Genomic DNA, 23352 nt, shown 5'->3' with positions numbered 1-23352 from the left:
CATCTGTCCCGCCGGCAGCTGCATTCCTGCTGTCTGCTCACAACATGTGGGTCAACTGTCCCTATATCGTATGGAGCGGATAGGCGAAGTGTGCAGGTCGGAACGCCCATCCTCGAGTTCGGCAATCCCTTCTTTATTAGGTGTATTCGCCCGCCCTCAAATCTTGACACTTGACAAAGGCGGGACGGGTTCGCTAGGGTAAGGGCATTGCAAATTGACGTGATTTCTGACGTGGAGGGAACGTGACATGCAAGTACCGGTCTATCTGTTAACAGGCTTTCTCGGCAGCGGGAAGACGACGATCTTGAAGACGCTGTTGCAGGCGGTGAAAGCGCAGGGGAGAAAACCGGCTGTGCTGATGAACGAATTTGGCAAACAGAGCGTGGACACTCTGCTATTGAAAGGGGCGGCCGTGCCGACGGTCGATCTGATCGAAGGCTGCGTCTGCTGCACCGTGCGCGGCAGTTTGACCGGCGCGATGAAGCAACTGGTCGAGGAGCATCGCCCGGACCTGATCTTTTTGGAAGCGTCCGGGGTGGCGCTGCCGCTGGAGATCGTCGATTCGCTGCTCGATCCCCCCTTGAAAGATGAAGTGCGCATCGCAGGCGTCTATTCCTGCGTCGATGCGACCCGCTTCCCGCTGCAGTTGCCGTCCGTGTTTGAACAGACGCCGCTGCAGCAGACGATGGTGCAGCAGGTGATGCATGCCGACGTGCTGCTCATCACCAAGACCGACCTGATCCAGCCTGACCGCAGATTTGCGCTGGAAGCGGCGCTGCGGCAGCACAACCCTTCGTCGCCGCTCCTGCGCGTCCTCAACGGGCAGGTCGATGCCGAAGCGCTGCTTTCGGTGCGCGCCGAGGCGTCGGGACGCGCACGGGCTGTGCAGCCGAAGCGGTTCAAGATGCGGCAAGGGACGGGCCGGGTGAAGCCGGAAGCTCGCGTGCCGGAGAAGACGAGTTTCGGAGGGCTGCAAACGCTGCATTATGAGTTCACAGCCGGTGTGGACGCTGACAAGCTGTACGAGTTTTTGTACGGCTTGCCGGAAAGCGTGGCGCGGGGGAAGGGCTTTTACCGCGATGCGGAGAACGGGCGGATGTATCAGTTTCACTTTACGCCCTATGCGCCGATGACCGCCCCGGCGGACGGCGAAGTGCCGGCTTTTGCCGTGTTGATCGGCGAAGGGCTGCAGGAACGGGAACTGATGCGAAAACTGCAAGCGTGTGAAGTGGCAAATACCCCGCGTTAGACGCGGGGTATTTTTTCTTGAATCGACCAGTGAAGGCGGTTGTCGGGGAGCAGCCATTCGACGCGGGCGTTCAGCAAATCGTCCGTTTCGAGGAAGTGCTGCAGAAAGGCGCGGTGGTAGTCGGGGATGTCCGGGTTGGAGCGGTACGAGTCGAGAGCGACCCAGAACGGGAGCAGAATGTCCGGCTCTGTGGCAGAGAGTTCGCCGCTGACCTCATGAGTGAGGAAGTAAAAACACACCGAGTGGTAACCGGGGCCATGGCCGATGTAAGTGACGACGCCGCGCAGCTGCAGGTTGGCCACCGTGAGGCCGGTCTCTTCCTGCATTTCGCGGATGCAGGCTTCCTCGAGCGTTTCGCGCAGCTCGACATGGCCGCCGGGCGGGATCAGTTTTTGATAGGTCGCCTGGTGCGGATTGTTGATCTTTTTGATCATGGCGACCCGATTGTCGCGGATGGCGATGCAGGAGACTTGGACTTTGATCGTCATGCCAAGCCACCTCCCTGTGTCGGCGGATGCGCGTCGATCACCGCGCGGATGAAAGCGGCAGCCGTCTGCGCGTAACCGTCTGCCGATGAAAATTCGGCCACTTCCCCACCGCTCTGGATGCGCATCGTGTCGCGCAGCAGCCCATGCCATTTTTCGTCGGCGGTGTCGAGGGCATGCTGCAGAGCCTGCGGTTTGGAGAGGATGTCGCGGTGCGCCAGCGTGTAGGCGATGCGGCAAAGCGTGAGCACGGCGTCGGCGATGTCGGCCGGGTCGGCCGCTTCCATCCCTTCGAGCAGTTGCAGGCGGCGCGGCCAGTAGCTGTGCAGGTTGTACATCATCGCAGCGTGCAGGTCGTCACCGCGCACCGCCAAGGGCAGCGTGGACGCGTCCGGGCCGGCGATGGTGATCCCGCGATGCTGCAGGAGCCACCACGTCACGTGGTTGATGTCCCAGTGCCCGGCGCGGTGGAACTCGCCTGCGTGCGTGAAGCAGTAGGCCGGGATGTCCGGATTGAGTCGGCCGAGATAAGGCAGCGCGATGTACATTCCATCCATGCGCGACGCGAGGGGATGCGCAGTTTGCAAGCGGTGATGGAGCCGTTCCAGCTCCTCGCGTTCGGGAGATGTGAATTCGCGCTTGAGCACGGTGATGAAGTCGATATCGCTCGTCGCCGCCTCATACGCCCCCAGCGCGATCGAGCCGTAGAGATAGACGCCGTGAACCGCCTCGGCAAACGATGCTGCCTGAAGCAGCCGGTTGTAAGTTTCCAGCATGGGCATCAACAGCTTACTCACTCCTTCCATTTCTGCGCGTGCTCGCGGACGAGCCGCATAAATTCGCGGTGTGCGGGAGACAGCCATTTGCTTTTGTGATGGATCAGCTGTGTCGCGACACGGATCGCCGGTTCCTGCCACGGCAGCACGGCCAGCTTCCCTTCGCGAAGCTCCGACTCCACGGCGATCAGCGGTAAAAAAGACAGGCCGAGCCCGGCCATCACACAGTTTTTGATCGCTTCGATGTTCCAGAATTCCAGCGAGTTCGCCGGCGTCACGCCGTGGCGCTGCAGGTACTGCTCGAACTGCCCGCGGTAGCTGCAGCCTGGCTCGGTGTGCAAGAACGACTCCTGCGCCAGGTCTTCCGGCTGCACCCGCTCTTTGGCGGCAAACGGGTGGTCGGGCGGCGCGATCATCGCCATCCGCTCCTCAACCAAGGTCTCCAGGTGCAGATCGGTCGCTTCTCCTTGCGGCTCCAGCAAGAAAGCAAAATCGAGCTGCCCGGCGCGCACGCCTTGGCGCAGCTCGAAGCACATGCCCGGCCGGAGCACGAACTTCACCTGCGGATAGAGCCTGCGGTACTCGCGCACGATCTCCGGCAGACGGTACGCCGCCAGCGACTCCGGCGCGCCGATCGTCAGCGTCCCGGACGGCGTGGCATCGCTTTGCAGCGCTTCTTTGGCCGCATCATGCATCCGCACCATCTCCGCCGCGAACGGCAGCAGGCGCGCACCGGCCTCGGTCAGCAGGATCTTCTTGCCCAAGCGGTCGAAAAGCGGCGTGCCCAGTTCCTCCTCCAAAGCCTGAATCTGCGCCGTCACGCTCGACTGCGCATAGCCGAGCTGCTCGGCCGCTTTGGTGAAGCCCCGCACTTCGGCAACGACTTTAAACGTGTTCAGCTGTCGGATCTCCATGGCCGCTCCCCCTTTTGCCTTGATTGTACACCACCTGCTCCCAGCCTTCCATCGTCAAATCCGATTCTTTTCATCAATATGATTCATTTTACTGATTCCATTCCTCTCTGGTACGCTTCTTGGCAGAGAGATCAACTGGAAATGGAGTTGTGGGGATGGAAAAAACCAAAACGTTAAAAGCGACCATCGGCTTGCCGCAAGCGGTCGCGTTGTACATCGGTGCGGTGCTGGGCTCAGGCGTCCTGCTCGTGCCGGGCCTCGCCGCCGAAATCGCCGGGCCGGCGTCCTTGCTCGCCTGGGGGCTGATGACCCTGCTCGTCCTGCCGATGGCGCTTACGATGGGACTGCTCGCCGCCAAATTTCCCAGCGCGGGCGGCGTTTCGCATTTTGTGTCACGGGCGTTTGGCGAGCGGGCCGGCACGGTGATCGGCTGGTTCTTCCTGATGTCGGTGCCGATCGGCGCTCCTGTCGCCGCCTTGACCGGAGCGGGCTACCTCACCGTCGCGATGGGCTGGGGCGAAACAGCGCGGATCGGGATTGCCGTGCTGATGCTGCTCGCCGGGCTCCTCACCAACCTGCTCGGCATGAAAATCGCCGGCGGGGTGCAAGTGGCGGTCGTCGCAGCGATCATTGCCGTTCTGGTGCTCGCCATCGCCGGTGCGGCACCGAACATCGAAGCACGCCATTTCACACCGTTCCTGCCCAACGGCTGGATCAGCGTCGGGCAGGCCGCCGCGATCCTGTTCTGGTGCTTCATCGGCTGGGAGGCCGTTTCGCACCTGTCGGAAGAGTTTGTCGACCCGGAGCGGGAAGCGGTCAAAGGCGTGACGATCGCCGCCGTCATCGTCGGCGTGCTGTACTTTTGCACCGCTCTCGCCGCTGTCGGCACGCACACGTACGGCTCGGCCGGGCTCTCCGAAGCGTCGCTCGCCCTCGTCATCGAAGGCATCCTCGGCAAAAGCGGCGTCTACGTCGCCGGGTTCACCGGCGTGTTTATCTGCACGGCGACGATCATCGCCTACGTCGGAGCGACTTCCCGCCTCGCCTACGCTTTGGCGAGCAAAGGTGAAGCGCCGCGGCCGCTCGCCATCCGCTCAGAAAAACACGGTACGCCGCTGGGCGGACTGGGCTTTCTCGCCCTCTGCTTCGCGGTCGTGCTCACCTTGTACGCCAGTGGCGCCATGTCGCTCAGCACCTTGATCCAGTTTCCCAACGCCACGTTCATCCTGACCTACCTCGGCGGCTGTGCGGCGGCGATCCGGCTCTTGAAAGGTAACAGGTGGGGCGTCGGGCTGTCCTGGCTGAGCTTTGTGCTCACCGCGCTGATCTTCCCGTTTGTCGGCTGGGCGGTGCTGTACCCGCTCCTGATCATGCTCCTGCTCTTTTTGGCGGAGCGCATGAAAAAAACATCCCGTTAACCGACGGGATGTTTTTCTTGTTTGCGGGCCAGCATGCGCTCGTACGCCGTCGCCAATCCGCTCGTTTCGTTCAGTTCGATCACGCCGCACGTCTTCGTCTCCGGGCAGCCTTGGTTTTGCATGTAGCACGGCATGTTCAGGTCGCCGAACAGCAAAGGCGCCACTTTGATCAGTTGGTTGACCTCTTGGCGTCTGACCAGACGGATCTCCTCCTGTGCGCGCAGGCAGAGTCGCTTCATCGAGTGGTGACGCCACGCCCATGCGTTGCGGGTGTCGGTGTACGTCGTCGCAATCCCGACCGGCAGTACCGCGCGTGCTTTTTCCCCTTCGAGGATCTGCTCATCGGTCAGCTTGCTGTACAGCTCGATCGCCTTTTCATGAACATACTGCCATTGCTTCAGCTCTTCCTCCCGCCCTGGCTGGGTCAGCTCTTTGGGCGTGTAGTAGACCAGGCTGCCGTCGTCCGCCCGGCAGTAGCGCAGGCTGCGCTCGTCAAACGAAGCGTGACGGGCGCGCAGGTCTTGGCGCGCCACAAAGATCGGCACCTTTTTTACAAACGAAAACACGTTGTGCTCCAGCACCGTGTTATGCCCGGAATCGCGGCAGTGTTCGACGACTCGCGCCGCCACTTTCGAACCCGGCTTGTACAGATCGGTGTCATAGCACAAGCTCGCCACATTCGCCGCAAACCAGTCGGCATCCTCCGACCACTGCACGAGTACCGATGCCAGCATCGGCAGCTCTTTGGACAGCTTGAGCGCCGTTGGATACTCGACCCCTTTATACGCAAAACGTACCGCCATGTGATTCTCCTCCCCCGCATCTGCCAAACGTCTATTCGCTCACGACCAGTTCGGCGTTGGCCGATTCTGTGCCGCGCGCGCGCTCCACCCGGACGTGCGCGACCCAGTCTCCACCCATCGGAAACGACCCTTTGCCGCGATATTCGCCCGGCTTCGTCTCCCGCAGCGCGACCACATGCTCGCCGTGATCCATCTCCCGCATCTCCAAGTACAGGGAGACCCCGGCCTGCTGTACCGGGCGGCCTGCTTCCATGATGCTGACCACAATATCGGCCTTCTGCCCGGCGCGCGGCACCGCAGGCACCGTCTTCACGACGACCTGCAGCGCTTCTGCCGCCTCCGCGGTGCTGCCGTCGCTGCGGCTGCACCCGCTGAGCGCGGTCATGAGCAAACACAAAATCATTGCGACCATACCTGCATGACGTGTTCGAGATTTCTCCATTGAAAATACCTCTCTCATCTTATCAAATCTGCAGGGATCACAAAAGGTCTGTCCGAATCAAAAAAAGATCCCAGCTGAGAACATCGTCTCAAGTGGAATCTTTTACCTTACGATACTTTTTTATTCGATGCCGACTCCTGCTCCGTCCGTTTCCCACAGACGCCAAGCGGCAGTTTCTCCCCGTTCGGGAATGTCCGAAACCCGGTGCGGAACAGCTTGCCCGCCTTCGCTTCGGGATGATGGCTGTCCTGACAAGCCAAACAATAATACATTGTGCGCTCTCCTCCTATTCCGACAAAAAGCGACATCCTTATATATAGACGCTTGGGAACAGAGGATTGTTTCACCGTAACTAAAAATATTTTATTTAGCCATACTACATACGAAGTACAGACGAAAGGTGGGGTTTAGATGCCGAACCATAAGAATATCTTCCGCAACAAAGTCGACTTTGCCCGTGAAGAGTTCGCCACCGAGCTGTACAAACCGCAAGGGCATCCGCGCGGGCGGGAACGCAAGTCGCAGCAAGGCCAGTACGGCCAGCACCAGCTGACGCACAAGTCGAGCAAACGCTCGATGCAGTCGAAGGTAGGCGGCGATCACTAAGCGTCTCCCGCAGTTTTGACAAAAGACCCGCGTTCCTCATTCGGACACGCGGGTCTTTTAGTTGCTGCAACTAAATTTCAAAAACGGCGCCTTGCGTTGCGATCAGCACTTCGCGGCCAAATTCCGCTTCTGCCTCCGCTTTCAGCAGCGCGCGGTCATACTCCGGGTAGAAGTGGGTCAGGCAGAGTTGTTTCACGCCGACGCGCTTGCCGATCTCGCCAACTTCTTTCGAGGTCAGGTGGCCGATGTGGGCCGGGCCTTTGTCTTTCTCCAGCCACGAAGCTTCGCAGAGGAAAAAGTCCGCTTCAGCCGCCAAGCGCTCCAGGCTCTCCGAAGGACCGGAGTCGCCGGAGAAGACGAAGCGCTTGCCTTGGTACTCGGCCGACACCGCGAGGCACGGAATGGCGTGCACCGTGTCGGCAAACGTAAAGGTCATGCCGCACAGCTCGATCTTGCTGTCCTTCGACAGCGGCACAGCCTGCACATGGCCGTCCAAGCCGACTTTTGCAAACTCTTCCGCCGGCTCGCCGTTGGCGTAGACGGTGATCGGATCTTGGCGCAGTCCTTGCAGGCGATGGATCATCACCCCGTACTGCAGGACATTCAGATCGCTGGTGTGATCGGCATGGTGGTGCGTGATGATGATCGCATGCAGGTCTTTGATCGCCACATGCTTGGTCAGTTCAGACATCACGCCGCTCCCGGCGTCGATCAACACATTGCCATGCTCCGTCGACAGCAAAAATCCGGTCGTCGCCCCGCCCGGAGCCGGATACGGGCCCGTCTCGCCCAATACGCGCAGTTTCATCGTCATCGTATACACTCCTTCAAGTTCCCGCCATGCGCAACAGGTAGCATGGCGTACTCCGTACTGTCTTTTCTTCCATCTCGTTACGCCCTGACGATCCTCGTGACGTAAAACGAGCTGTTTTATATTCCATTTCTTCCCGCGATGACCGCTTCAGCACGAGATTCTCCAAGCTCGGTTGCCAGCGCTTCCAGCTTGTACACTGCGTCTTCCAGATCATCACCGTCGATCCGGAGCATCTCCGCCTGATAGCTGGCGAGTTTGTGCTTGTACTTCGGGTCGTAGTACAGCTCCAGCAGCCGGCCGCAGAAACGGTCGTAGGCGTGGTTGCTCAGCTGCGTTTCCAGCCAGTCATACTCCTCGCGGGAGATGCGGCGTTGGATCGCTGCCAGCGCTTCGCCAAGCTGACTCTTGATCAGCTCGTCTTCATGCGGCAGATAGTCTTCCAGCAACCGCTGCACCCGCTGTTCCATCGACGCTTCGAGCAGTACGTGGCAGCCCGACTTTTTGTCCCGCTCCAGCCACTCCGGCATCACCGAGCGGCCGATGCGGCGGCTCTCCGCTTCCATAAACACCGGCCGGGTCGGGTCGAGCTCGCGCAACGCTTCCCACAGGTGCGAATCGAACGTCTTTTGGTTGTGTGACTCGCCAAGCCCGATCGAGCCGAACACCGATCCGCGGTGGTTGGCCATGCCTTCGAGGTCGAGCACCTGGTGCCCGTGCTCTTTGAGCATCAGCAGCGCGCGGGTCTTCCCGACCCCGGTCAGACCGTGCAGGACGATCACCTGACTTTGCAGGCCCGCGTAGGCGCCAAGCTCGGTCATCACCAGCTGGCGGTAAGCGCGGTAACCGCCCTTCAAGCGCACGATCGGATATTTGAGCAGATCCATGAACGTGCAGGCCGCATAGCTGCGCATCCCGCCGCGCCAGCAATAAATCACCAGCTCACCTTGCTGCATCAGCCTTTCCATCTGTTCGACGATCTGCGGGATCTTCGACGAGACGGTCAACATCGCCAGTCGTCGCGCCGCCGCCGGACTTTCCCGCTTGTAGACGGTGCCGATCAGCGCCCGCTCTTCATCGGTAAACAGCGGCACATTGACACTGCCCGGGATCGTCCCTTCCAAAAATTCGCCCGGGGAGCGCACATCGATCAGCACGCGCCCCGGCACTTCATACAGCCGCTCGATTCCAATCTCTTTAAACGCCATACTTGTTCCTCTCCATCACTTCATGACGCGCTGGCGCTCAGCGGCGACAGGCGTCGAAATGTCACGTTTTTCTTCATTTCCGCGGAAATCTACGTCGGCGTGCAGATCATGCACCTCGACAAGCTCCACCTCGTCACCAGTATGCAGGCCGGCTGCATTCGCTTCATCGGTGTCGAGATGGAAATCGAGCTGGTACGCTTTGCTCACCCGTGCCGCCACATGGTTGAAGATCAGACCGCGCTCCCCTTGCACCTGCAAGTCGAGCTCATCACCGTTGTGCACCCCGAACTTCCGTGCATCCTCTACCGAAAAATGCACATGGCGCGCGGCGACGATCACGCCGGTCTGCAGTTCCAGATGGCCTTGCGGACCGATCAGCAAGAGCCCTGCACTGCCTTGTATATCACCGGACTCGCGGACGGGCGCTTCCACGCCAAGCTTGACCGCATCCGTTTTGGATATTTCCACTTGCGTCTGCGGGCGCACCGGACCTAAGATGCGCACCTTTTCGATCGTGCCGCGCGGGCCTTGCAGATCCACCGTCTCTTCGGAGGCAAACTGCCCTGGCTGCGACAGCTCTTTTTTCGGGTGCAAGGCAGCACCCGGCCCAAACAACGCTTCGAGATCCTGCTGGCTGACATGCACATGCCTTGCCGAAACACCGACCGGTATATTCATCCAGATACCCCCTCATTATAGCGAAGTCCTGTTCGAGCGACAATTTCAAACTTATCGTGCCCGCCAGGCCACCCCGCCACGCAAAAAGGCCGCCTGTAATAACAGGCGGCCTTGAGAGTTATGTCCAGCCTTTGTACGCAGCTTTCTCGCGCAGTGTTTCGACGACCGTGTACGGCACATGCACTGATCCCAGCGCCCCGCGATGCTCCGCGCCGCTGCCGTGAAAATCGGAACCGCCCGTCGCCAGCAGCCCGTGGTGGCGGGCGAGCTGTTCGTAATGCTTTCGCTGCTCCGCCGGATGATCGGGATGATGCGCTTCCAAGCCGACCAGCCCGAGCGGCACCAGCGTGTCGAACAGATAATCTTTGCCGACTAGCCCCGGATGGGCGATCACCGGCACGCCGCCGGCGCGCAAGATCAATGGCACCGCTTCGGCAGGCGATACTTTCAACCGCTCGACATAGCCGATCTTGCCGGAGCCGAGGTATTGTTCAAACGCTTCCGGAATGTCCCGGACATATCCTTTCTTGATCAAGACGCGCGCGATATGCGGACGTCCGACCGCGCCTTGCGCTTCTTCCAGCACCTCCTGCTTGTTGATCGAGACACCCGCGTCCTGCAGGCGGCCGATCATCTTGTCGAGGCGGTTCAGGCGGTCTTCGCGCATCCGCGCAGTCAAGTCGCGCAGCTCCTCATGCTCCGGGTCGTAATAATAGCCCAGCACATGAACTTCCCGACCTTCGAACGTCGTGCTCAGCTCGATGCCCGGCACCACGTCGACGCCGAGTTCGCGTCCGGCTGCCCATGCTGCGGCCAGTCCGTCTGTCGTATCATGGTCGGTGACTGCGACGGCAGCCAAGCCGTTTTGCTTGGCCAGTTCGACCAGTTGACGCGGTGTGAACGTGCCGTCGCTGGCGGTCGTATGCGCATGCAAATCTGCCAGTTGCATCATCCTCTACCCCTTCAACACGCTGTCGATCACGCGCTTAAAGTTTCCACCCATTATCTTTCGCATCACCGTCTCGCCATATTCCCGCAGCAGGCGCTCCTGCAGGTTGGGCAGGTCTCCTCCATGGCGCAGGTCGGTCAGCGTGCGCTCAATGCCGTCAAAGTCCGAGCCGATGCCGAGGTGGTCTTCGCCGCCGAGCTTTAAAATGTGGTCAACATGGCGCAGCAGATCGTCGATCGACACCGTGCCCTCGCCGACAAACATCGGCACAAAGGTCACGCCAACCAGCCCGCCGGTGGCAAACAGCGCCTTCAGCTGGTCATCGTACAGGTTGCGGCGATGGTCATAGATCGCCCGGGCATTGGCGTGCGACGCGATCACCGGCGCTTGGGCGATCTCCATCACGTCCCAGAACCCTTTCTCCCCGAGGTGAGCGACATCGACGATCATGCCAAGCCGGTTCATCTCGCCCACCACCTCGCGGCCAAACGCCGTCAAACCGCGGTCGACCCGCTCCCCGCAGCCGTCGGCGATGCAGTTGCCATGGTTCCAGGTCAGCCCCATGGCACGCACGCCCAAGCGGTACATCGCCCGCAGGATGCGCAGGTCGGACTGGATACAGTCGCCGCCTTCGATCGACAACAGGCCGGAGGTTGCGCCGTCCGCCAGGTTGCGCTCCAAATCGCCTTTTTTCAAGACCGGGCGGAAGTTGGCTCCAGCGACCACTTCGTCATAAAACTGTTCAATCATACTCAAATGGATCTTCAACTGCGCGGCCGGATCATGTTTCGGCTCCACGAACAGGACGAAAAACTGCAGGTCGATGCCCGCCTTGGCGATGCGGTCTTTGCTCAGATGCAGTTGGCCGGTCGTGTCTTGAAAACGCAGCCCTTCCGTTTCCATGCGGTAGAGAATATCGGCATGTCCGTCAATAATCAATGGTTTCGTACTCATCTGCAGAACTCCCCTCAACGTATGTAGTCGTTACTGATTCGCTTATAAATATGAAAAAACCTGCTTATCGGGTGATAAACAGGAGGTCGTAAAATGTATAAGAGCAATAAGTTCTCTCTTACCTGGGTTCAACAATCAGTTTGATCGCGGTGCGTTCTTCGCCATCAATAATGATATCAGTAAAAGCAGGGATGCAGATCAGGTCAACGCCGCTAGGTGCGACAAAGCCCCGTGCAATCGCCACCGCCTTCACGGCCTGATTGAGTGCGCCCGCCCCGATCGCTTGGATCTCAGCATTGCCCCGTTCGCGAAGGACACCTGCCAATGCTCCAGCTACAGAATTAGGGTTGGATTTTGCTGAAACTTTTAATACATCCACTTCAAGTACCTCCTTTAGATTGGATCGTTAGGTTAGGACACTGTTATCTATATTCGCGCAGACCAAATTAATTCCTTCTGAAATGCGTGAAATTTTCTCAAAATTCCACCAGCGATCCTTAAAGGAGAAAGAAGTGGGTATTTAATTTTATTTTAAACTGAAGTTTGAATCGCCCCACGGACGATCCGGGGTGATCGAAATGCGCTCGATGGAGACAGCGCGTCCAAGCTCGTTTGTTTCTATAAATACGCCGTGCAGCTGTGCATCTCCTTGTGGAACTTCAAAACGGGACGGCATTTGCATCAAAAACTTTTGGATGACGCCGTCTTTGTGGAACCCGATGATCGACTCGTACGGTCCGCACATCCCGACATCGGTCAAGAAGGCCGTACCGCCGGCCAGAATCCGCTCATCGGCCGTCTGCACGTGCGTATGGGTGCCGACGACCGCCGAGACGCGACCGGACAGATAGGTCGCCAGCGCGGCTTTTTCCGCCGTCGCTTCGGCATGGAGGTCGAGGAAGATATGTTTCGTCTTGTCGCCGATCTCGGCGAGGATCTGGTCTGCCTTGCGAAACGGGTCGTCATAATCGCCCATGAACGAGCGTCCGAGCAGCGAGATGATCGCCACCTGTGAGTTGCCCGCCTTGCACAGCGTGTAGCCTTGGCCGGGCGCGCCGTCCGGATAGTTCGCCGGGCGGACGATGCGGCGGTCCGTGCCGATCAACTGCAAGGATTCCTTTTGATCAAACGCGTGGTTGCCCAGCGTCAAAATGTCGACTTCCACATCGAACAGCGCTTCGGCCAGCCGTTCGGTGATGCCCCGTCCATTCGGTGCGATATTTTCGGCATTGGCGATGGTGATGTCAGGTTGGAAGCGTTTCATCAGCTTCGGCATCCACTGCTCCACCATCTGCTTGCCCGGGTGTCCAACGATGTCTCCTAAAAACAAAATGCGCACAGCATTTCCTCCGGTCTATGTTCCATTCTTCTTGTTTCTGCATTTGTTACTTGTTGTAGACGAACACCTTCCCGCCATCACGGTAAGCAACGATCGAATCCTCGTGGCGCAAGGTCTCCTTTTCTCCTAAGATACCCGCAATGATCTCTTCTTGCGCATCAAGTTCCGCCTCCTGCAGCGGAAGCAGATCGCTGCCGACCATCCCGGCATAAAACTCGCGCACGAGTTGCGTGAATAAAGACAGTTCGCTCAGGTGCAAGGCGTCCACCTGCTGTTCGTACGTTAAGATCGTCACGCCCTCCATCAGCGCATGGCCGATCTTGCCGAGCGGAGCAAACCCCGGCTCCAGCTCGCGGCAAGCCAGGAAATAATCGGTGCAAGTCGCTGCGAATTCACGGCCCTTGTCGTCCGCCACTTCGCCTTTGACCAATATGGTAAACGTGAGCATGCCTGCTCGCGCGTTCAAACGGAGTGAGGAGAGCTCGGGATAACGAATCAGCATCGAAACGAGCAGATTCGTGCCCGGCGTTTCCTTCAATCGAAGTTTTGCCAATCGCAATCCAACCCTTCAAGTCAAGATGTCACCTTCCACCTATTCGCTTACCCTTCGGCAAATTCCTTCAGGTAAAAATTGAGCAGAAAAAAATAAAGTAGCCATAAGGGCTACTTTATTTTGCGTATTCGACGGCTCGGGTCTCCCGGATGACCGTAACTTTGATTTGTCCAGGGTAATCGAGTTCATTCTCGATTCGTTTGGAAATCTCACGTGCAACGCGTACCGATTCTGCGTCGTCAATTTGCTCAGGTTTGACAATAATTCGTACTTCACGTCCAGCCTGAATGGCATATGACTTTTCTACGCCGTCAAAGGACTCGGCGATTTCTTCCAATTTTTCAAGACGCTTGATGTAAATGTCAAGCGTTTCACGGCGTGCCCCCGGACGTGCAGCCGACAATGCGTCAGCCGCTGCTACCAGCATGGAGATCGGCGATGTGAATTCGATATCACCGTGATGCGCTCCAATCGCGTTGACCACAATCGGGTGTTCCTTGTACTTCTTCGCAAGTTCCACACCGATCTCGACATGGGAGCCTTCCACCTCATGAGTGATCGCTTTGCCAATGTCGTGGATCAAGCCAGCACGTTTCGCAAGTTGTACATCGAGCCCCAGCTCGGCAGCCATGAGACCGGCGAGATGGGCCACTTCGATCGAGTGTTTGAGAACGTTTTGACCGTAGCTTGTACGATACTTGAGACGTCCAAGAACTTTGATCAGGTCGGGGTGAATTCCATGCACCCCTGTTTCGAAGGTGGCTTGTTCGCCCTCTTCGCGGATGCGCTCGTCGATTTCGCGGCGAGCCTTTTCCACCATTTCCTCGATGCGGGCCGGGTGGATCCGCCCGTCAGCAACCAACTTCTCTAAAGCAACGCGTGCGATCTCCCGGCGTACCGGGTCGAAACCGGAGAGGATGACCGCTTCCGGCGTATCGTCGATGATCAGATCGATCCCGGTGAGCGTCTCCAGCGCACGAATGTTTCGGCCTTCGCGGCCGATGATGCGACCTTTCATCTCGTCGTTCGGCAAAGCGACGACGGAGACGGTCGTTTCGGCGACATGGTCGGCAGCGCAACGCTGAATGGAGGTTGCGATGATTTCCTTCGCCTTCTTTTCAGCTTCTTCTTTCGCTTGCTGCTCGATCTCTTTCATCATGATTGCCGCTTCGTGACGGCATTCATTTTCCACATTGGTGAGGATCAATTGACGGGCATCATCGCGAGTCAGTCCGGAAATCCGCTCCAGCTCGGCGACCTGCTCGCGGAGCATCGCATCTGCGCGCTCCTTGGTCTCCTCAATCATACGTTCTTTATTCGATAAGACTTCCCCGCGCTTCTCAATGGATTCGGTCTTGCGGTCGAGCGTCTCCTCTTTTTGCAACAGGCGACGTTCGAGCCGCTGGATCTCATTGCGGCGCTCGCGAGTGTCTTTTTCAGCTTCGGAACGTAGCTTGTGTACTTCTTCTTTCGCCTCTAAAATTGCTTCCTTCTTCTTCGCCTCGGCTTCTTTTGCTGCAGTGTCCAAGATCTGCTCTGCGCGCAGCTCAGCAGCGGCCAATTTGCCCTCTGCGATGTTGCGGCGAACCAGATAGCCTCCAACAAGACCGACTGCCAAGAAGATCACCGATAACAAGATCGGGAGTAAGGAATCCATGGTGGCGCCTCCTTGCTCAGTTCAAATAATTCCAAGCATGTCTGACGCAATCCCGGTATGCGAAGCTACTTCCACGAGAGAATGATCAAGCTGTTTATACGCAATATTAATTCTATCGTCTGTGTCAATCATTGTCAAGATTGGCGAGAGATATGAAACGGCGCAGGGCGTCCTTGATCACAGACGAGGAAAAGCCCCGTCTCGCCAGATGTTGCGCCAGTTTCCGCTGTTCTTCGAATGTGAATTGCAGCGTTTTGCGGCCAACTTTTTTCTCCAGCAGACGAATCGCGCCTTCCACTTCCAGTTCGTCATCGAACACTTCGTCCAGCGCTTCAGCGATGTGATCCGACTCGATCCCCTTTTGCTTCAACTCCCACTTCAGCATCGCTTTGCCGCGCGGACGGCTCCGCATGCGGTTCTCCACCCACTGCCGGGCGAAGTCGTTGTCGTTGAGGTAGCCGCTTTCGACGAGCCATTCGAGCGTCATGTTGACGACCGCTTCGTCGAACAGGTCTTTGCCGGACAGATAGTCGGCCATCTCCTTTTTTGAGCGGTGACGAAAGGACAGGTAATGCACGGCCGCTTCCTTCGCCTTGTACACGACCTCGTCCCGCCACACCGCCTCGAGCAGCTCTACCGTGACTTGCAGCCCCTTTTTCAAGCGGTGCTTGAGCGCCACTTCGCGGTAGACCCCCATCAGGAACTCATCGTCCACAAACACGTTCAGCCGGTCGGGACTTGCTTTCTGCACAGAAAGGGCGGTCAATTGACCGCCCCGAAATTCCGGTTGCTCTTGCTGCTTTTTCTTCTCTTGCATAGGATACGCCTTACAGGTCGAGACCGAGCAGTTCGTCCGCTTCTTGATCGGCCTGCTCTTCGGCAGTCGCTTTGAACTCCGGCGCGGCCGCTTTGCCGACCTGGAAGTGTTCGCGGATCAGCCCGTCGACCTTCGCCGCCAGCTCCGGATGGTCTTTCAGGAACTGCTTCGCGTTCTCACGGCCCTGGCCGAGGCGTTCGCCTTCGTAGGAGTACCAGGCGCCCGACTTGTTGATGATGTCGAGCTCGGTGCCCATGTCGACGAGCGTGCCTTCGCGGGAGATGCCTTCGCCAAACATCAGGTCGACTTCCGCCTGCTTGAACGGCGGCGCCACCTTGTTCTTGACGACCTTGATGCGGGTGCGGCTGCCGACCATGTCGTTGCCTTGCTTGAGCACTTCGGCACGGCGGACTTCTAGACGGACGGTGGAGTAAAACTTCAGCGCACGGCCGCCGGTGGTGGTCTCCGGGTTGCCGAACATCACGCCGACTTTCTCACGGATCTGGTTGATGAAGATCGCAATCGTCTTCGACTTGTTGATCGCGCCGGCCAGCTTGCGCAGCGCCTGCGACATCAGGCGGGCTTGCAGACCGACGTGGGAGTCGCCCATGTCGCCTTCGATCTCCGCTTTCGGCACGAGCGCCGCAACGGAGTCGACGACGATCATGTCAACCGCGCCGGAGCGGACGAGCGCCTCCGCGATCTCCAGCGCCTGTTCGCCGGTGTCAGGCTGAGCGATCAGGAGCTCGTCGATGTTGACGCCCAGCTTCTGCGCATACACCGGGTCGAGCGCGTGCTCGGCGTCGATGAACGCCGCCTGACCGCCGGTGCGCTGCACCTCGGCGATCGCGTGCAGGGTGACGGTCGTTTTACCGGAGGATTCCGGTCCGTATACTTCGATGATCCGGCCGCGCGGGAACCCGCCGACGCCGAGTGCAATATCTACAGCCAGCGAACCGGTCGAAACAGTTTCCACGTTGAAGTTGGAAGCCGCTTCCCCAAGACGCATGACAGAGCCTTTCCCGAACTGTTTCTCAATCTGGCGCAACGCCATATCCAAAGCCGCTTTACGATCGTTAGACAATGGTTACACTCCCCTTATTCTATTCCTCTCACGAATCTTCATTAGATTCGCGTTCGTTTCCTCAATCCCTGCTTTTATTGTACTTCATCTGGAGAGAAAAAGCAAACGTTTGTTCTCCTCTTTTTTCAAAAAACAGCCCCTGCATGAGCAGGGACTGTTCGAGGGCTAGCGGCGCTGGCGTTCGCGCGGACGCGCCGGTTCGAGATTGATGCGGGAGCCGTTGATGCGGGACTTGCGCAGCGCCTCGAACACGAACGGCGCCGACTCCTCCTGCACTTCGACGAAAGTGAACTTCTCGAAGATGTCGATCTTGCCGATCGCACCGCCGGGGATGCCCGCCTCTTCGGAGATGTGTTTGACGAGGTCGCTCGGGCCGATCTTCGCGCTGCGGCCGATGTTCAGGAAGAAGCGCACCATCCCCGGCGCTCCGCCCGTCTCGCCAAAGTTGTAATCTGCCTCCTGCGCTTCGAAGTCCTCGCCGCTGGCCAGCTTCAAGGCGGCCGCCGCCAGATCGAGCGGATCGAACTCGTCGACCAGACCGGAGAGGATCGCGCGGTAGGTCGCCAGCTTGCCGTCCTGCATCGTGCGCACGAGACGATCGCGCCAGATCTCCGTCTGCCGCTCCGCCACGTCGGCGAGCGTCGGAACCTCTTTGGCGACCAGCTTCGCCTTGGTCTCCTTCTCGATCTGCTTGAGCAGTTTGAACTCGGGCGGCGTGACCAGCGTCAACGCGAGGCCGCGCTTGCCGGCGCGCCCGGTGCGGCCGATGCGGTGCACGTACGACTCCGGGTCCTGCGGGATGTCGAAGTTGATGACGTGCGTCACGTTCTCCACGTCGATCCCCCGCGCTGCCACGTCTGTCGCCACCAGCAGCTCGATCTCGGTGTGGCGGAACTTGCGCATCACGCGGTCGCGCTGCGCCTGCGACAGGTCGCCGTGCAGCCCGTCGGCCAGGTAGCCCCGGCTCATCAACGCGTCGGTCAACTCATCGACGCCGCGCTTGGTGCGGCAGAAGATGATGCCGAGCTCCACCTCTTCGGAGTCGATGATCCGCGAGAGGCTTTCCAGCTTCGTGCGCTCCAGCACTTTGTAGTAGACCTGCTCGATCAGCGGCACGGTCACATCGCCGCGGTTGATCGTCACGTTCTGCGGATCGGTCATGTAGCGCTTGGAGAGGCTCTTCACCTCCGGCGGCATCGTCGCCGAGAAGAGCAGCGTCTGACGTTCGGAGGGCGTCTCTTTCAAGATCGCTTCGATATCCTCGATAAAGCCCATGTCGAGCATTTCATCCGCTTCGTCGAGCACCAGCGTCTTCAACTTGTCGAGCTTGAGCGTGCCGCGGCGCAGGTGGTCGAGAATCCGGCCCGGCGTGCCGATGACGATCTGCACGCCTTGCTGCAGCGCGCGGATCTGCGAGCCGATCGACTGTCCGCCGTAGATCGGCAACGTGCGGGTGCGCTTGTATTTGGCGATCTTGCGCAGCTCGCCCGCCACTTGGATCGCCAGTTCCCGGGTCGGGGTCAGGATCAGCGCCTGCACGTGCTTGCTCGGACCTGCCATCTCCAGCAGGGGGATGCCAAACGCCGCCGTCTTGCCCGTGCCGGTCTGCGCCTGACCGATCACGTCGCTGCCGGTCAACACGACCGGAATGCACTGCGCCTGGATCGGTGACGGCTCCTCGAAGCCCATGTCGCTGATCGCCTGTTGAATCTTCTTGCCAAGGTTCAGTTCCAAAAATGTCGTCATATGCGTATGATCACCTTTCGTTCTGGAGACGTTGGATCAAGCTGTAGAGCGCCGTTTTGGCAGCCCGCAAACGGATCTGCGTGCGATCCCCGTGTTTCCATTGGTGTTGCTTGACGGTTGTGCCGTCCGGACCGGCGACGGCGATGTAGACCAGCCCGACCGGTTTCTCCTCCGATCCGCCGCCGGGGCCGGCGATGCCTGTCACCGATAGGGCCCAGTCGGTGCCGAGCAGGCGTCTCGCGCCGTCTGCCATCTCCACCGCGCATTCGGCCGAGACGGCGCCATGCTGCTTCAGCACCGCTTCTTCCACGCCGAGCACATGCTGTTTCACGTCGTTGTGGTACGAGACCACACCGCCGTAATAATACGCCGAACTGCCCGGCAGATCGGTCATCATCTTGCCGATCAGACCACCCGTGCAGCTTTCCGCCGTGCCAAAGGTCTGCCCGGCCGCTTGCAAGAGCTGCCCCGCCTTCACTTCCAGCGACTCGTCATCGATCCCGTAGATAAAGCGGCCGATGCGCTCGCGGATCGCCGTTTCCACCGGCAGGATCAGGGCCAGCGCCTCCGCTTCCGCGGCGGCGCTGGCAGTCAGGCGGATCTTCACTTCCCCTTCCGAAGCATACGGCGCCACCGTCGGATTGGACTGGTTCTGGATGATGTCGCGGATCTGCTCTTCCATCGCCGATTCGCCAAGGCCGAAGATGCGCAGGAAGCGGGAGGCGAAGACGAGCGACGCCGCCCCTTGCAGACGCTTGAGAATCGCCTGCACCTGCTCTTCGTACATCGGGCGCATCTCGGTCGGCGGGCCCGGCAGCAGGAAGAAGTGCACACCGTCCTGCTTAAGGTACATGCCGGGCGCCGTGCCCCGCGGATTGTGCAGCACTTCCGCGCCCTCGATCACCATCGCCTGCTGTTTGTTGTTTTCGGGCATCTCAAGTCCACGATATGTATAAAAGCTGCGAATATATTCTACTATTTCGTTTGACAATTTCAGACTTCTGCCGACAAATGAAGCGACGACTTCCCGTGTCAGATCGTCTTCCGTCGGCCCGAGGCCGCCCGTTAAAATCACCACGTTCGCCCCGCGTTCCTTTGCCGTTTGCAGCGCTTGCACGGCGCGGTCGAAGTTGTCACCGACCACGGTGTGGTGGTAGACGCCGACGCCGATCTCCGCCAGGCGCTGCGACAGGTATTGCGCGTTGGTGTTGGCGATCTGACCCATCAAAAGCTCGGTGCCGACCGCAAGAATCTCAGCTCTCATCAAGTCTCAGCCCTTCCGATTCGATGATTAGGAAAGAAACAAAGTAGCCAAGGGATAATTCCACTCGGCTACCGTACACGCATCATTCTTGTATCGCTTGTTTGTTTTTCACAAAATAGTCAACACCCGACCAGACGGTGATGACGACCATCGCCCAGACCATCCACAGATCGAAGCGGATGTCGAGCGTGGAGAACGGGAAATTGTTGAGGATCAACGCGACGATGGCGACGATCTGAAAAGTCGTCTTCCATTTCGCCAGCTTGGAAGCGGCGATCACCGTGCCGTTCGCCGCCGCGACGAGGCGCAGGCCGGTCACAGCGAATTCGCGGGAGATGATGATAATCGCCACCCACGCGTCGAGACGATCCAGTTCGACGAGCGAGATCAGCACGGCGGAGACCAGCAGCTTGTCGGCGAGCGGATCGAGAAACTTGCCGAAATCTGTAATCATTTTGCGGCTGCGCGCGATGTAGCCGTCAAGGCCGTCCGTGACCGCCGCGATGATAAAGATCAGCGCGGCGATCATGTCAGACCATGAGGCTGTATGACCGAACAACGTAAATTTCCCCAAATCAAGTCGCACCAAGAGGAAAAACATGACGATCGGTACCAATGAAATCCTGACTAATGTTATGCGGTTAGCCAGATTGAATTTCATTTAGACCGCCTCCCCCGAGAGGTCGAAATCGTACGCATGGGTGATGCGGACTTTGATCATGTCGCCGACGTTGGCATCGCTGTTGGCAACGAAGACCATACCGTCGATGTCTTTCGCATCGTACTGCGTTCGTCCCACACGAATCGTTTCGTCTTCTTCATCATACTTCTCAACCAACACGTCGAGCACGGTGCCGACATGGCGGGCCTGGCGCTCGGCAGCCACTTCGCGGGCCACTTCCATCAGGATGTTCGAGCGGCGCTCTTTGAGATCATCCGGCACCTGCGCACCGAATTCGGCAGACGGCGTACCCTCTTCCGGCGAGTAGGTAAAGACGCCGATATGGTCAAATGCGACTTCGCGCACGAAGTTGCAGAGGTTCTCAAAATCTTCGTCCGTCTCGCCCGGGAAGCCGACGATAAACGAAGTGCGCAGCGCCACGTTCGGCACGCGGTCGCGGATCTTTTGCACCAGTTTCTTGACGCCGGCCTGGTGGCCCGGACGCTGCATCGCTTTCAGAATGTGGTTCTCCGAATGCTGAAGCGGCATGTCGATGTATTTCGCCACTTTGTCGAGGCGCGCCATCGCATCGATCACTTCATCGGTGAAGAAGCCCGGATACGCATAGTGCAAGCGGATCCATTCGAGGCCTTCCACGCCGTTCAACGCTTCGAGCAGGTCGTTCAGACGGCGCTTTTTATAGATGTCGATGCCGTAGTCGGTCGAATCCTGTGCGATCAGCACGATCTCTTTCACGCCTTGCGCGACGAGCATCTCCGCTTCACTGACGATCGACTCGATCGGACGCGAGCGGAATTTGCCGCGCATCTTCGGAATGATGCAGAACGTGCAGGAGTGGTTGCAGCCTTCCGCGATCTTGATATACGCAGAAGAGCCTCCTGTCGTATGCACGCGCGGGGTGGATTCGTCATAGAGGTAGATCGGGTTCTCCGCCGAGAAGTAGCGCGGGCGGTTGCCGGTCTGCGCCTCTTCGATCAGCTCGTCGATCCGGATCAGATCCTGGGTGCCGACGATCCCGTCAATCTCCGGAATTTCGGTCATCAATTCATCCTGATAGCGCTGAGCCATGCAGCCGGCGACCAGAACAGATTTTACATGGTGTGTTTCTTTCAATTGCGCCATGGTCAGAATCGTCTCGACCGATTCAGCCTTGGCATTGTCGATAAAGCCGCAAGTGTTGACGACAACGACATCTGCATCATCCGGGGAGTCGACAATTTCATACTCTTTGCCTTTGACAATCCCCATCATGACTTCCGAATCTACGAGATTTTTTTCACAACCGAGCGTCACGAAGTGTACTTTTTGTATGGTTTTCTGTGTCACTAGCCTATCCTCCAGAGCCTAAGCGAAGCTTGGCATTCTGCACTCAAGTATAAACGAATGCGGAAATGGTGTCAAAAGTAAAGGAAGAAGACTCCGCAGCGGGCAGAGTCTTCCTCATCGGTTTGAAGCCGGATGTTAGCGGTAGTTGTTAAACTGCAGGTCGACCGGAACATCCGCCTCTTTCAGCAGTTGGATCACCGCTTGCAGATCATCGCGGCTCTTGCCGGAGACGCGAACCGCATCGCCTTGAACGGACGCCTGAACTTTGATCTTCGAGTCCTTGATCAGCTTGACGATCTTCTTCGCGTTGTCCTGATCGATGCCTTGCTTGATCTTGACAGACTGGCGCACGGTGCCGGCAGCAGCCGGCTCCACCTTGCCGTAGTTGAGCGACTTCAGCGAGATGCCGCGCTTGATGATCTTGCTTTCGAGGATGTCAACAACGCTTCTCAGCTTGCCTTCATCATCAGATGCGAGCACGATCTCTTCCTCTTTCAACTCGATCGAGCTCTTGCTGCCTTTAAAGTCAAAGCGGGAGGTCATCTCCTTGCTCGCTTGGTTGACTGCGTTGTCCAGCTCTTGCATGTCCACTTTAGACACAACGTCAAAAGACGCGTCTTTCGCCATCTGTAGGTACCTCCTGTCCCAACAATCTATCTCCCCAATTATAACACAAAGCGCCGCACATTAAGCGCCAAAAAATCCCATAACAAAAATTCGACTTCGCGCTTTTAAAATGGCGAACACGGTGTTAGAATACGAACATATATTCCCGGAACGTTTGTTCTGATTTTGAGGAGGCCGATGCGATGACCGACGGATTTGATCCGCTCTCCACGGTAAAGGAAATCCTCATCCTCCATCTGCTCCGCCAGCATGTCGAAGCAGACCTCGGCAGAATCCGCGCCTTGGCGCTTCATCTGGGCAAGGCTTATGTCGAACGGCTGGAAGCGTACCATGCCGGCCTGCTCAAGCGGATTGGCGACGCGAAGCGGCTCTTGAAACGACATGGCGTGCGCGTGATCCAACAGGAAAAAAGCAGTCTGGATTTTCAGATCACCTACGTGGAGCGGGGATATGAAATCAGGCACTGCTTTCTGCTGGCAACCTTGTATGCGGAAAGCCAAGAGCGGTTTTTGCTGGATTTTTGGGGTGGGAGGTGATGAGGATGAAAGGAAAAGAAGACTTGCAATTGGCCCGTGCGCTCGATCAGCTCAGCGTGTACTTTTACGCGATCGGCGTGCCGTTTACGCTGGTCGATCTGTACCGGTTAGCCTATGGTGCGGCATGGGAGGAGATGCCGGGTGCGCTGTGGCTGGAGTTTTTGGCCGATGACCCGCAGGTTCGGGCCGGGCGGGATGAATTTTATTCGCTGCTGACGATCTTCAAGACGCTCGACGACAACGGGCTCACCAAGCTGCTCGACGTGATCGCTGAGGAGACAGAACGGCTGGGGATCGGCATGGGCATCCTCAAGCCCGGGCGCAATACAGGCCGTCCTCCCCGTCTCGATGACGGCGGAGAGGACGAATCCTGATGCGGCCGAATCCCCTTTTCTTCTGCCTTTCCGGTTTTGTAAGGACTCGTCTGG

Annotated in this window: 27 protein-coding genes; 5 read left to right on the top strand and 22 right to left on the bottom strand. The window is 58.5% G+C overall.

Annotated elements, in window-relative coordinates:
* Positions 1 to 247: 247 nt before the first annotated feature.
* Positions 248 to 1249 (top strand): CobW family GTP-binding protein, encoded by a 1002-nt coding sequence (locus EV586_RS00660; RefSeq protein ID WP_132943162.1) that lies wholly within the window; start codon positions 248 to 250, stop codon positions 1247 to 1249.
* Here EV586_RS00660 and EV586_RS00655 read toward each other — a convergent pair.
* Genes EV586_RS00655 through EV586_RS00645 form a run of 3 tightly spaced genes read right to left on the bottom strand, consistent with a single transcriptional unit; the run spans position 1246 to position 3424 of the window.
* The gene (locus tag EV586_RS00655) at positions 1246 to 1737 is read right to left on the bottom strand and encodes an NUDIX domain-containing protein (protein WP_165898132.1); all 492 of its coding nucleotides are present in this window, start codon (positions 1735 to 1737) and stop codon (positions 1246 to 1248) included. The two genes, EV586_RS00660 and EV586_RS00655, sit on opposite strands and share 4 nt — an antisense overlap.
* A complete protein-coding gene (locus EV586_RS00650; protein WP_243652919.1) occupies positions 1734 to 2516 on the bottom strand; it encodes a nucleotidyltransferase domain-containing protein in 783 nt (260 codons plus the stop codon). The genes EV586_RS00655 and EV586_RS00650 overlap by 4 nt, the downstream gene beginning before the upstream one ends.
* Before the next feature lie 11 nt (positions 2517 to 2527).
* The gene (locus EV586_RS00645) at positions 2528 to 3424 is read right to left on the bottom strand and encodes a LysR family transcriptional regulator (RefSeq protein ID WP_132943159.1); all 897 of its coding nucleotides are present in this window, start codon (positions 3422 to 3424) and stop codon (positions 2528 to 2530) included.
* Between the two features lie 155 nt (positions 3425 to 3579).
* On the opposite strand from EV586_RS00645, the gene EV586_RS00640 reads away from it, so the two are divergent.
* Positions 3580 to 4842 carry an amino acid permease gene (locus tag EV586_RS00640; RefSeq protein WP_132943158.1) on the top strand — a complete coding sequence of 421 codons (1263 nt, stop codon included), beginning with the start codon at positions 3580 to 3582 and terminating at the stop codon, positions 4840 to 4842.
* On the opposite strand, the gene thyX is transcribed toward EV586_RS00640, so the two are convergent.
* The 3 genes from thyX to EV586_RS00625 form a co-directional block, all read right to left on the bottom strand.
* Positions 4839 to 5645 (bottom strand): FAD-dependent thymidylate synthase, encoded by an 807-nt coding sequence (gene thyX, locus EV586_RS00635; protein WP_132943157.1) that lies wholly within the window; start codon positions 5643 to 5645, stop codon positions 4839 to 4841. The genes EV586_RS00640 and thyX overlap by 4 nt on opposite strands.
* 31 nt (positions 5646 to 5676) lie before the next feature.
* Complete coding sequence (locus EV586_RS00630) at positions 5677 to 6087, bottom strand: FixH family protein (RefSeq protein WP_165898130.1); 411 nt, start codon at positions 6085 to 6087, stop codon at positions 5677 to 5679.
* A 107-nt stretch (positions 6088 to 6194) separates the two neighbouring features.
* Positions 6195 to 6359, bottom strand: a complete 165-nt coding sequence (locus EV586_RS00625; protein ID WP_165898129.1) for a DUF3973 domain-containing protein — start codon at positions 6357 to 6359, stop codon at positions 6195 to 6197.
* A 139-nt stretch (positions 6360 to 6498) separates the two neighbouring features.
* Between EV586_RS00625 and EV586_RS00620 the strand changes: the two genes are divergently transcribed.
* Entirely contained in the window at positions 6499 to 6693 is a 195-nt protein-coding gene (locus tag EV586_RS00620) for a hypothetical protein (RefSeq protein WP_132943154.1), read from the top strand.
* A gap of 70 nt (positions 6694 to 6763) precedes the next feature.
* Here the strand turns inward: EV586_RS00620 and EV586_RS00615 are convergent, their stop codons facing one another.
* From EV586_RS00615 to EV586_RS00540, 16 genes are all read right to left on the bottom strand, one after another.
* Positions 6764 to 7507 carry an MBL fold metallo-hydrolase gene (locus EV586_RS00615; protein WP_132943153.1) on the bottom strand — a complete coding sequence of 248 codons (744 nt, stop codon included), beginning with the start codon at positions 7505 to 7507 and terminating at the stop codon, positions 6764 to 6766.
* A gap of 116 nt (positions 7508 to 7623) precedes the next feature.
* Positions 7624 to 8712 carry a tRNA 2-selenouridine(34) synthase MnmH gene (gene mnmH / locus EV586_RS00610; protein WP_132943152.1) on the bottom strand — a complete coding sequence of 363 codons (1089 nt, stop codon included), beginning with the start codon at positions 8710 to 8712 and terminating at the stop codon, positions 7624 to 7626.
* 15 nt (positions 8713 to 8727) lie between these two features.
* Positions 8728 to 9390 carry a phosphate propanoyltransferase gene (gene pduL, locus EV586_RS00605; RefSeq protein ID WP_132943151.1) on the bottom strand — a complete coding sequence of 221 codons (663 nt, stop codon included), beginning with the start codon at positions 9388 to 9390 and terminating at the stop codon, positions 8728 to 8730.
* 118 nt (positions 9391 to 9508) lie between these two features.
* Positions 9509 to 10339 (bottom strand): PHP domain-containing protein, encoded by an 831-nt coding sequence (locus tag EV586_RS00600; RefSeq protein ID WP_165898128.1) that lies wholly within the window; start codon positions 10337 to 10339, stop codon positions 9509 to 9511.
* A 6-nt stretch (positions 10340 to 10345) separates the two neighbouring features.
* Positions 10346 to 11293, bottom strand: coding sequence for a dipeptidase (locus EV586_RS00595; RefSeq protein WP_132943149.1), 948 nt, complete (start codon positions 11291 to 11293; stop codon positions 10346 to 10348).
* 118 nt (positions 11294 to 11411) lie between these two features.
* Complete coding sequence (spoVS, locus tag EV586_RS00590; protein WP_087457906.1) at positions 11412 to 11672, bottom strand: stage V sporulation protein SpoVS; 261 nt, start codon at positions 11670 to 11672, stop codon at positions 11412 to 11414.
* A gap of 147 nt (positions 11673 to 11819) precedes the next feature.
* Entirely contained in the window at positions 11820 to 12632 is an 813-nt protein-coding gene (locus tag EV586_RS00585) for a TIGR00282 family metallophosphoesterase (RefSeq protein WP_132943148.1), read from the bottom strand.
* 46 nt (positions 12633 to 12678) lie between these two features.
* A complete protein-coding gene (locus tag EV586_RS00580) occupies positions 12679 to 13185 on the bottom strand; it encodes a hypothetical protein (protein ID WP_132943147.1) in 507 nt (168 codons plus the stop codon).
* Positions 13186 to 13300: 115 nt separating this feature from the next.
* Positions 13301 to 14842 (bottom strand): ribonuclease Y, encoded by a 1542-nt coding sequence (gene rny / locus EV586_RS00575; protein ID WP_132943146.1) that lies wholly within the window; start codon positions 14840 to 14842, stop codon positions 13301 to 13303.
* Positions 14843 to 14966: 124 nt separating this feature from the next.
* Positions 14967 to 15659 (bottom strand): regulatory protein RecX, encoded by a 693-nt coding sequence (locus EV586_RS00570; protein ID WP_132943145.1) that lies wholly within the window; start codon positions 15657 to 15659, stop codon positions 14967 to 14969.
* 10 nt (positions 15660 to 15669) lie between these two features.
* On the bottom strand, positions 15670 to 16713 hold the full coding sequence (gene recA, locus EV586_RS00565) for a recombinase RecA (RefSeq protein WP_207893849.1): 1044 nt from the start codon (positions 16711 to 16713) through the stop codon (positions 15670 to 15672).
* Between the two features lie 195 nt (positions 16714 to 16908).
* Positions 16909 to 18489, bottom strand: coding sequence for a DEAD/DEAH box helicase (locus EV586_RS00560; protein WP_132943144.1), 1581 nt, complete (start codon positions 18487 to 18489; stop codon positions 16909 to 16911).
* A 10-nt stretch (positions 18490 to 18499) separates the two neighbouring features.
* Positions 18500 to 19753: a competence/damage-inducible protein A gene (locus tag EV586_RS00555; RefSeq protein ID WP_132943143.1), complete on the bottom strand. Its 1254-nt coding sequence runs from the start codon at positions 19751 to 19753 to the stop codon at positions 18500 to 18502.
* An 82-nt stretch (positions 19754 to 19835) separates the two neighbouring features.
* Positions 19836 to 20414, bottom strand: a complete 579-nt coding sequence (pgsA, locus tag EV586_RS00550) for a CDP-diacylglycerol--glycerol-3-phosphate 3-phosphatidyltransferase (RefSeq protein WP_132943142.1) — start codon at positions 20412 to 20414, stop codon at positions 19836 to 19838.
* Positions 20415 to 21761: a 30S ribosomal protein S12 methylthiotransferase RimO gene (gene rimO, locus EV586_RS00545; protein ID WP_132943141.1), complete on the bottom strand. Its 1347-nt coding sequence runs from the start codon at positions 21759 to 21761 to the stop codon at positions 20415 to 20417.
* A 135-nt stretch (positions 21762 to 21896) separates the two neighbouring features.
* Entirely contained in the window at positions 21897 to 22388 is a 492-nt protein-coding gene (locus tag EV586_RS00540; RefSeq protein WP_132943140.1) for a YajQ family cyclic di-GMP-binding protein, read from the bottom strand.
* Between the two features lie 182 nt (positions 22389 to 22570).
* On the opposite strand from EV586_RS00540, the gene EV586_RS00535 reads away from it, so the two are divergent.
* A complete protein-coding gene (locus tag EV586_RS00535) occupies positions 22571 to 22924 on the top strand; it encodes a YhjD family protein (RefSeq protein ID WP_132943139.1) in 354 nt (117 codons plus the stop codon).
* A gap of 5 nt (positions 22925 to 22929) precedes the next feature.
* On the top strand, positions 22930 to 23298 hold the full coding sequence (locus EV586_RS00530; RefSeq protein ID WP_132943138.1) for a hypothetical protein: 369 nt from the start codon (positions 22930 to 22932) through the stop codon (positions 23296 to 23298).
* The last annotated feature ends 54 nt before the right edge of the window (positions 23299 to 23352 follow it).

Source organism: Tumebacillus sp. BK434, assembly GCF_004340785.1.
Lineage (GTDB): Bacteria > Bacillota > Bacilli > Tumebacillales > Tumebacillaceae > Tumebacillus_A.
The sequence above is the reverse complement of the archived record's forward strand: the minus strand, read 5'-3'. Positions and strand labels throughout refer to the sequence as shown.

Bases quoted from the DNA above. Each gene is read 5' to 3' on its own strand.
- EV586_RS00660 (WP_132943162.1), top strand. From the start codon at position 248: ATGCAAGTACCGGTCTATCTGTTAACAGGCTTTCTCGGCAGCGGGAAG.
- EV586_RS00655 (WP_165898132.1), bottom strand. From the start codon at position 1,737: ATGACGATCAAAGTCCAAGTCTCCTGCATCGCCATCCGCGACAATCGG.
- EV586_RS00650 (WP_243652919.1), bottom strand. From the start codon at position 2,516: ATGCCCATGCTGGAAACTTACAACCGGCTGCTTCAGGCAGCATCGTTT.
- EV586_RS00645 (WP_132943159.1), bottom strand. From the start codon at position 3,424: ATGGAGATCCGACAGCTGAACACGTTTAAAGTCGTTGCCGAAGTGCGG.
- EV586_RS00640 (WP_132943158.1), top strand. From the start codon at position 3,580: ATGGAAAAAACCAAAACGTTAAAAGCGACCATCGGCTTGCCGCAAGCG.
- thyX (WP_132943157.1), bottom strand. From the start codon at position 5,645: ATGGCGGTACGTTTTGCGTATAAAGGGGTCGAGTATCCAACGGCGCTC.
- EV586_RS00630 (WP_165898130.1), bottom strand. From the start codon at position 6,087: ATGGAGAAATCTCGAACACGTCATGCAGGTATGGTCGCAATGATTTTG.
- EV586_RS00625 (WP_165898129.1), bottom strand. From the start codon at position 6,359: ATGTATTATTGTTTGGCTTGTCAGGACAGCCATCATCCCGAAGCGAAG.
- EV586_RS00620 (WP_132943154.1), top strand. From the start codon at position 6,499: ATGCCGAACCATAAGAATATCTTCCGCAACAAAGTCGACTTTGCCCGT.
- EV586_RS00615 (WP_132943153.1), bottom strand. From the start codon at position 7,507: ATGACGATGAAACTGCGCGTATTGGGCGAGACGGGCCCGTATCCGGCT.
- mnmH (WP_132943152.1), bottom strand. From the start codon at position 8,712: ATGGCGTTTAAAGAGATTGGAATCGAGCGGCTGTATGAAGTGCCGGGG.
- pduL (WP_132943151.1), bottom strand. From the start codon at position 9,390: ATGAATATACCGGTCGGTGTTTCGGCAAGGCATGTGCATGTCAGCCAG.
- EV586_RS00600 (WP_165898128.1), bottom strand. From the start codon at position 10,339: ATGCAACTGGCAGATTTGCATGCGCATACGACCGCCAGCGACGGCACG.
- EV586_RS00595 (WP_132943149.1), bottom strand. From the start codon at position 11,293: ATGAGTACGAAACCATTGATTATTGACGGACATGCCGATATTCTCTAC.
- rny (WP_132943146.1), bottom strand. From the start codon at position 14,842: ATGGATTCCTTACTCCCGATCTTGTTATCGGTGATCTTCTTGGCAGTC.
- EV586_RS00570 (WP_132943145.1), bottom strand. From the start codon at position 15,659: ATGCAAGAGAAGAAAAAGCAGCAAGAGCAACCGGAATTTCGGGGCGGT.
- recA (WP_207893849.1), bottom strand. From the start codon at position 16,713: ATGGCGTTGCGCCAGATTGAGAAACAGTTCGGGAAAGGCTCTGTCATG.
- EV586_RS00560 (WP_132943144.1), bottom strand. From the start codon at position 18,489: ATGACGACATTTTTGGAACTGAACCTTGGCAAGAAGATTCAACAGGCG.
- EV586_RS00555 (WP_132943143.1), bottom strand. From the start codon at position 19,753: ATGAGAGCTGAGATTCTTGCGGTCGGCACCGAGCTTTTGATGGGTCAG.
- pgsA (WP_132943142.1), bottom strand. From the start codon at position 20,414: ATGAAATTCAATCTGGCTAACCGCATAACATTAGTCAGGATTTCATTG.
- EV586_RS00540 (WP_132943140.1), bottom strand. From the start codon at position 22,388: ATGGCGAAAGACGCGTCTTTTGACGTTGTGTCTAAAGTGGACATGCAA.
- EV586_RS00535 (WP_132943139.1), top strand. From the start codon at position 22,571: ATGACCGACGGATTTGATCCGCTCTCCACGGTAAAGGAAATCCTCATC.
- EV586_RS00530 (WP_132943138.1), top strand. From the start codon at position 22,930: ATGAAAGGAAAAGAAGACTTGCAATTGGCCCGTGCGCTCGATCAGCTC.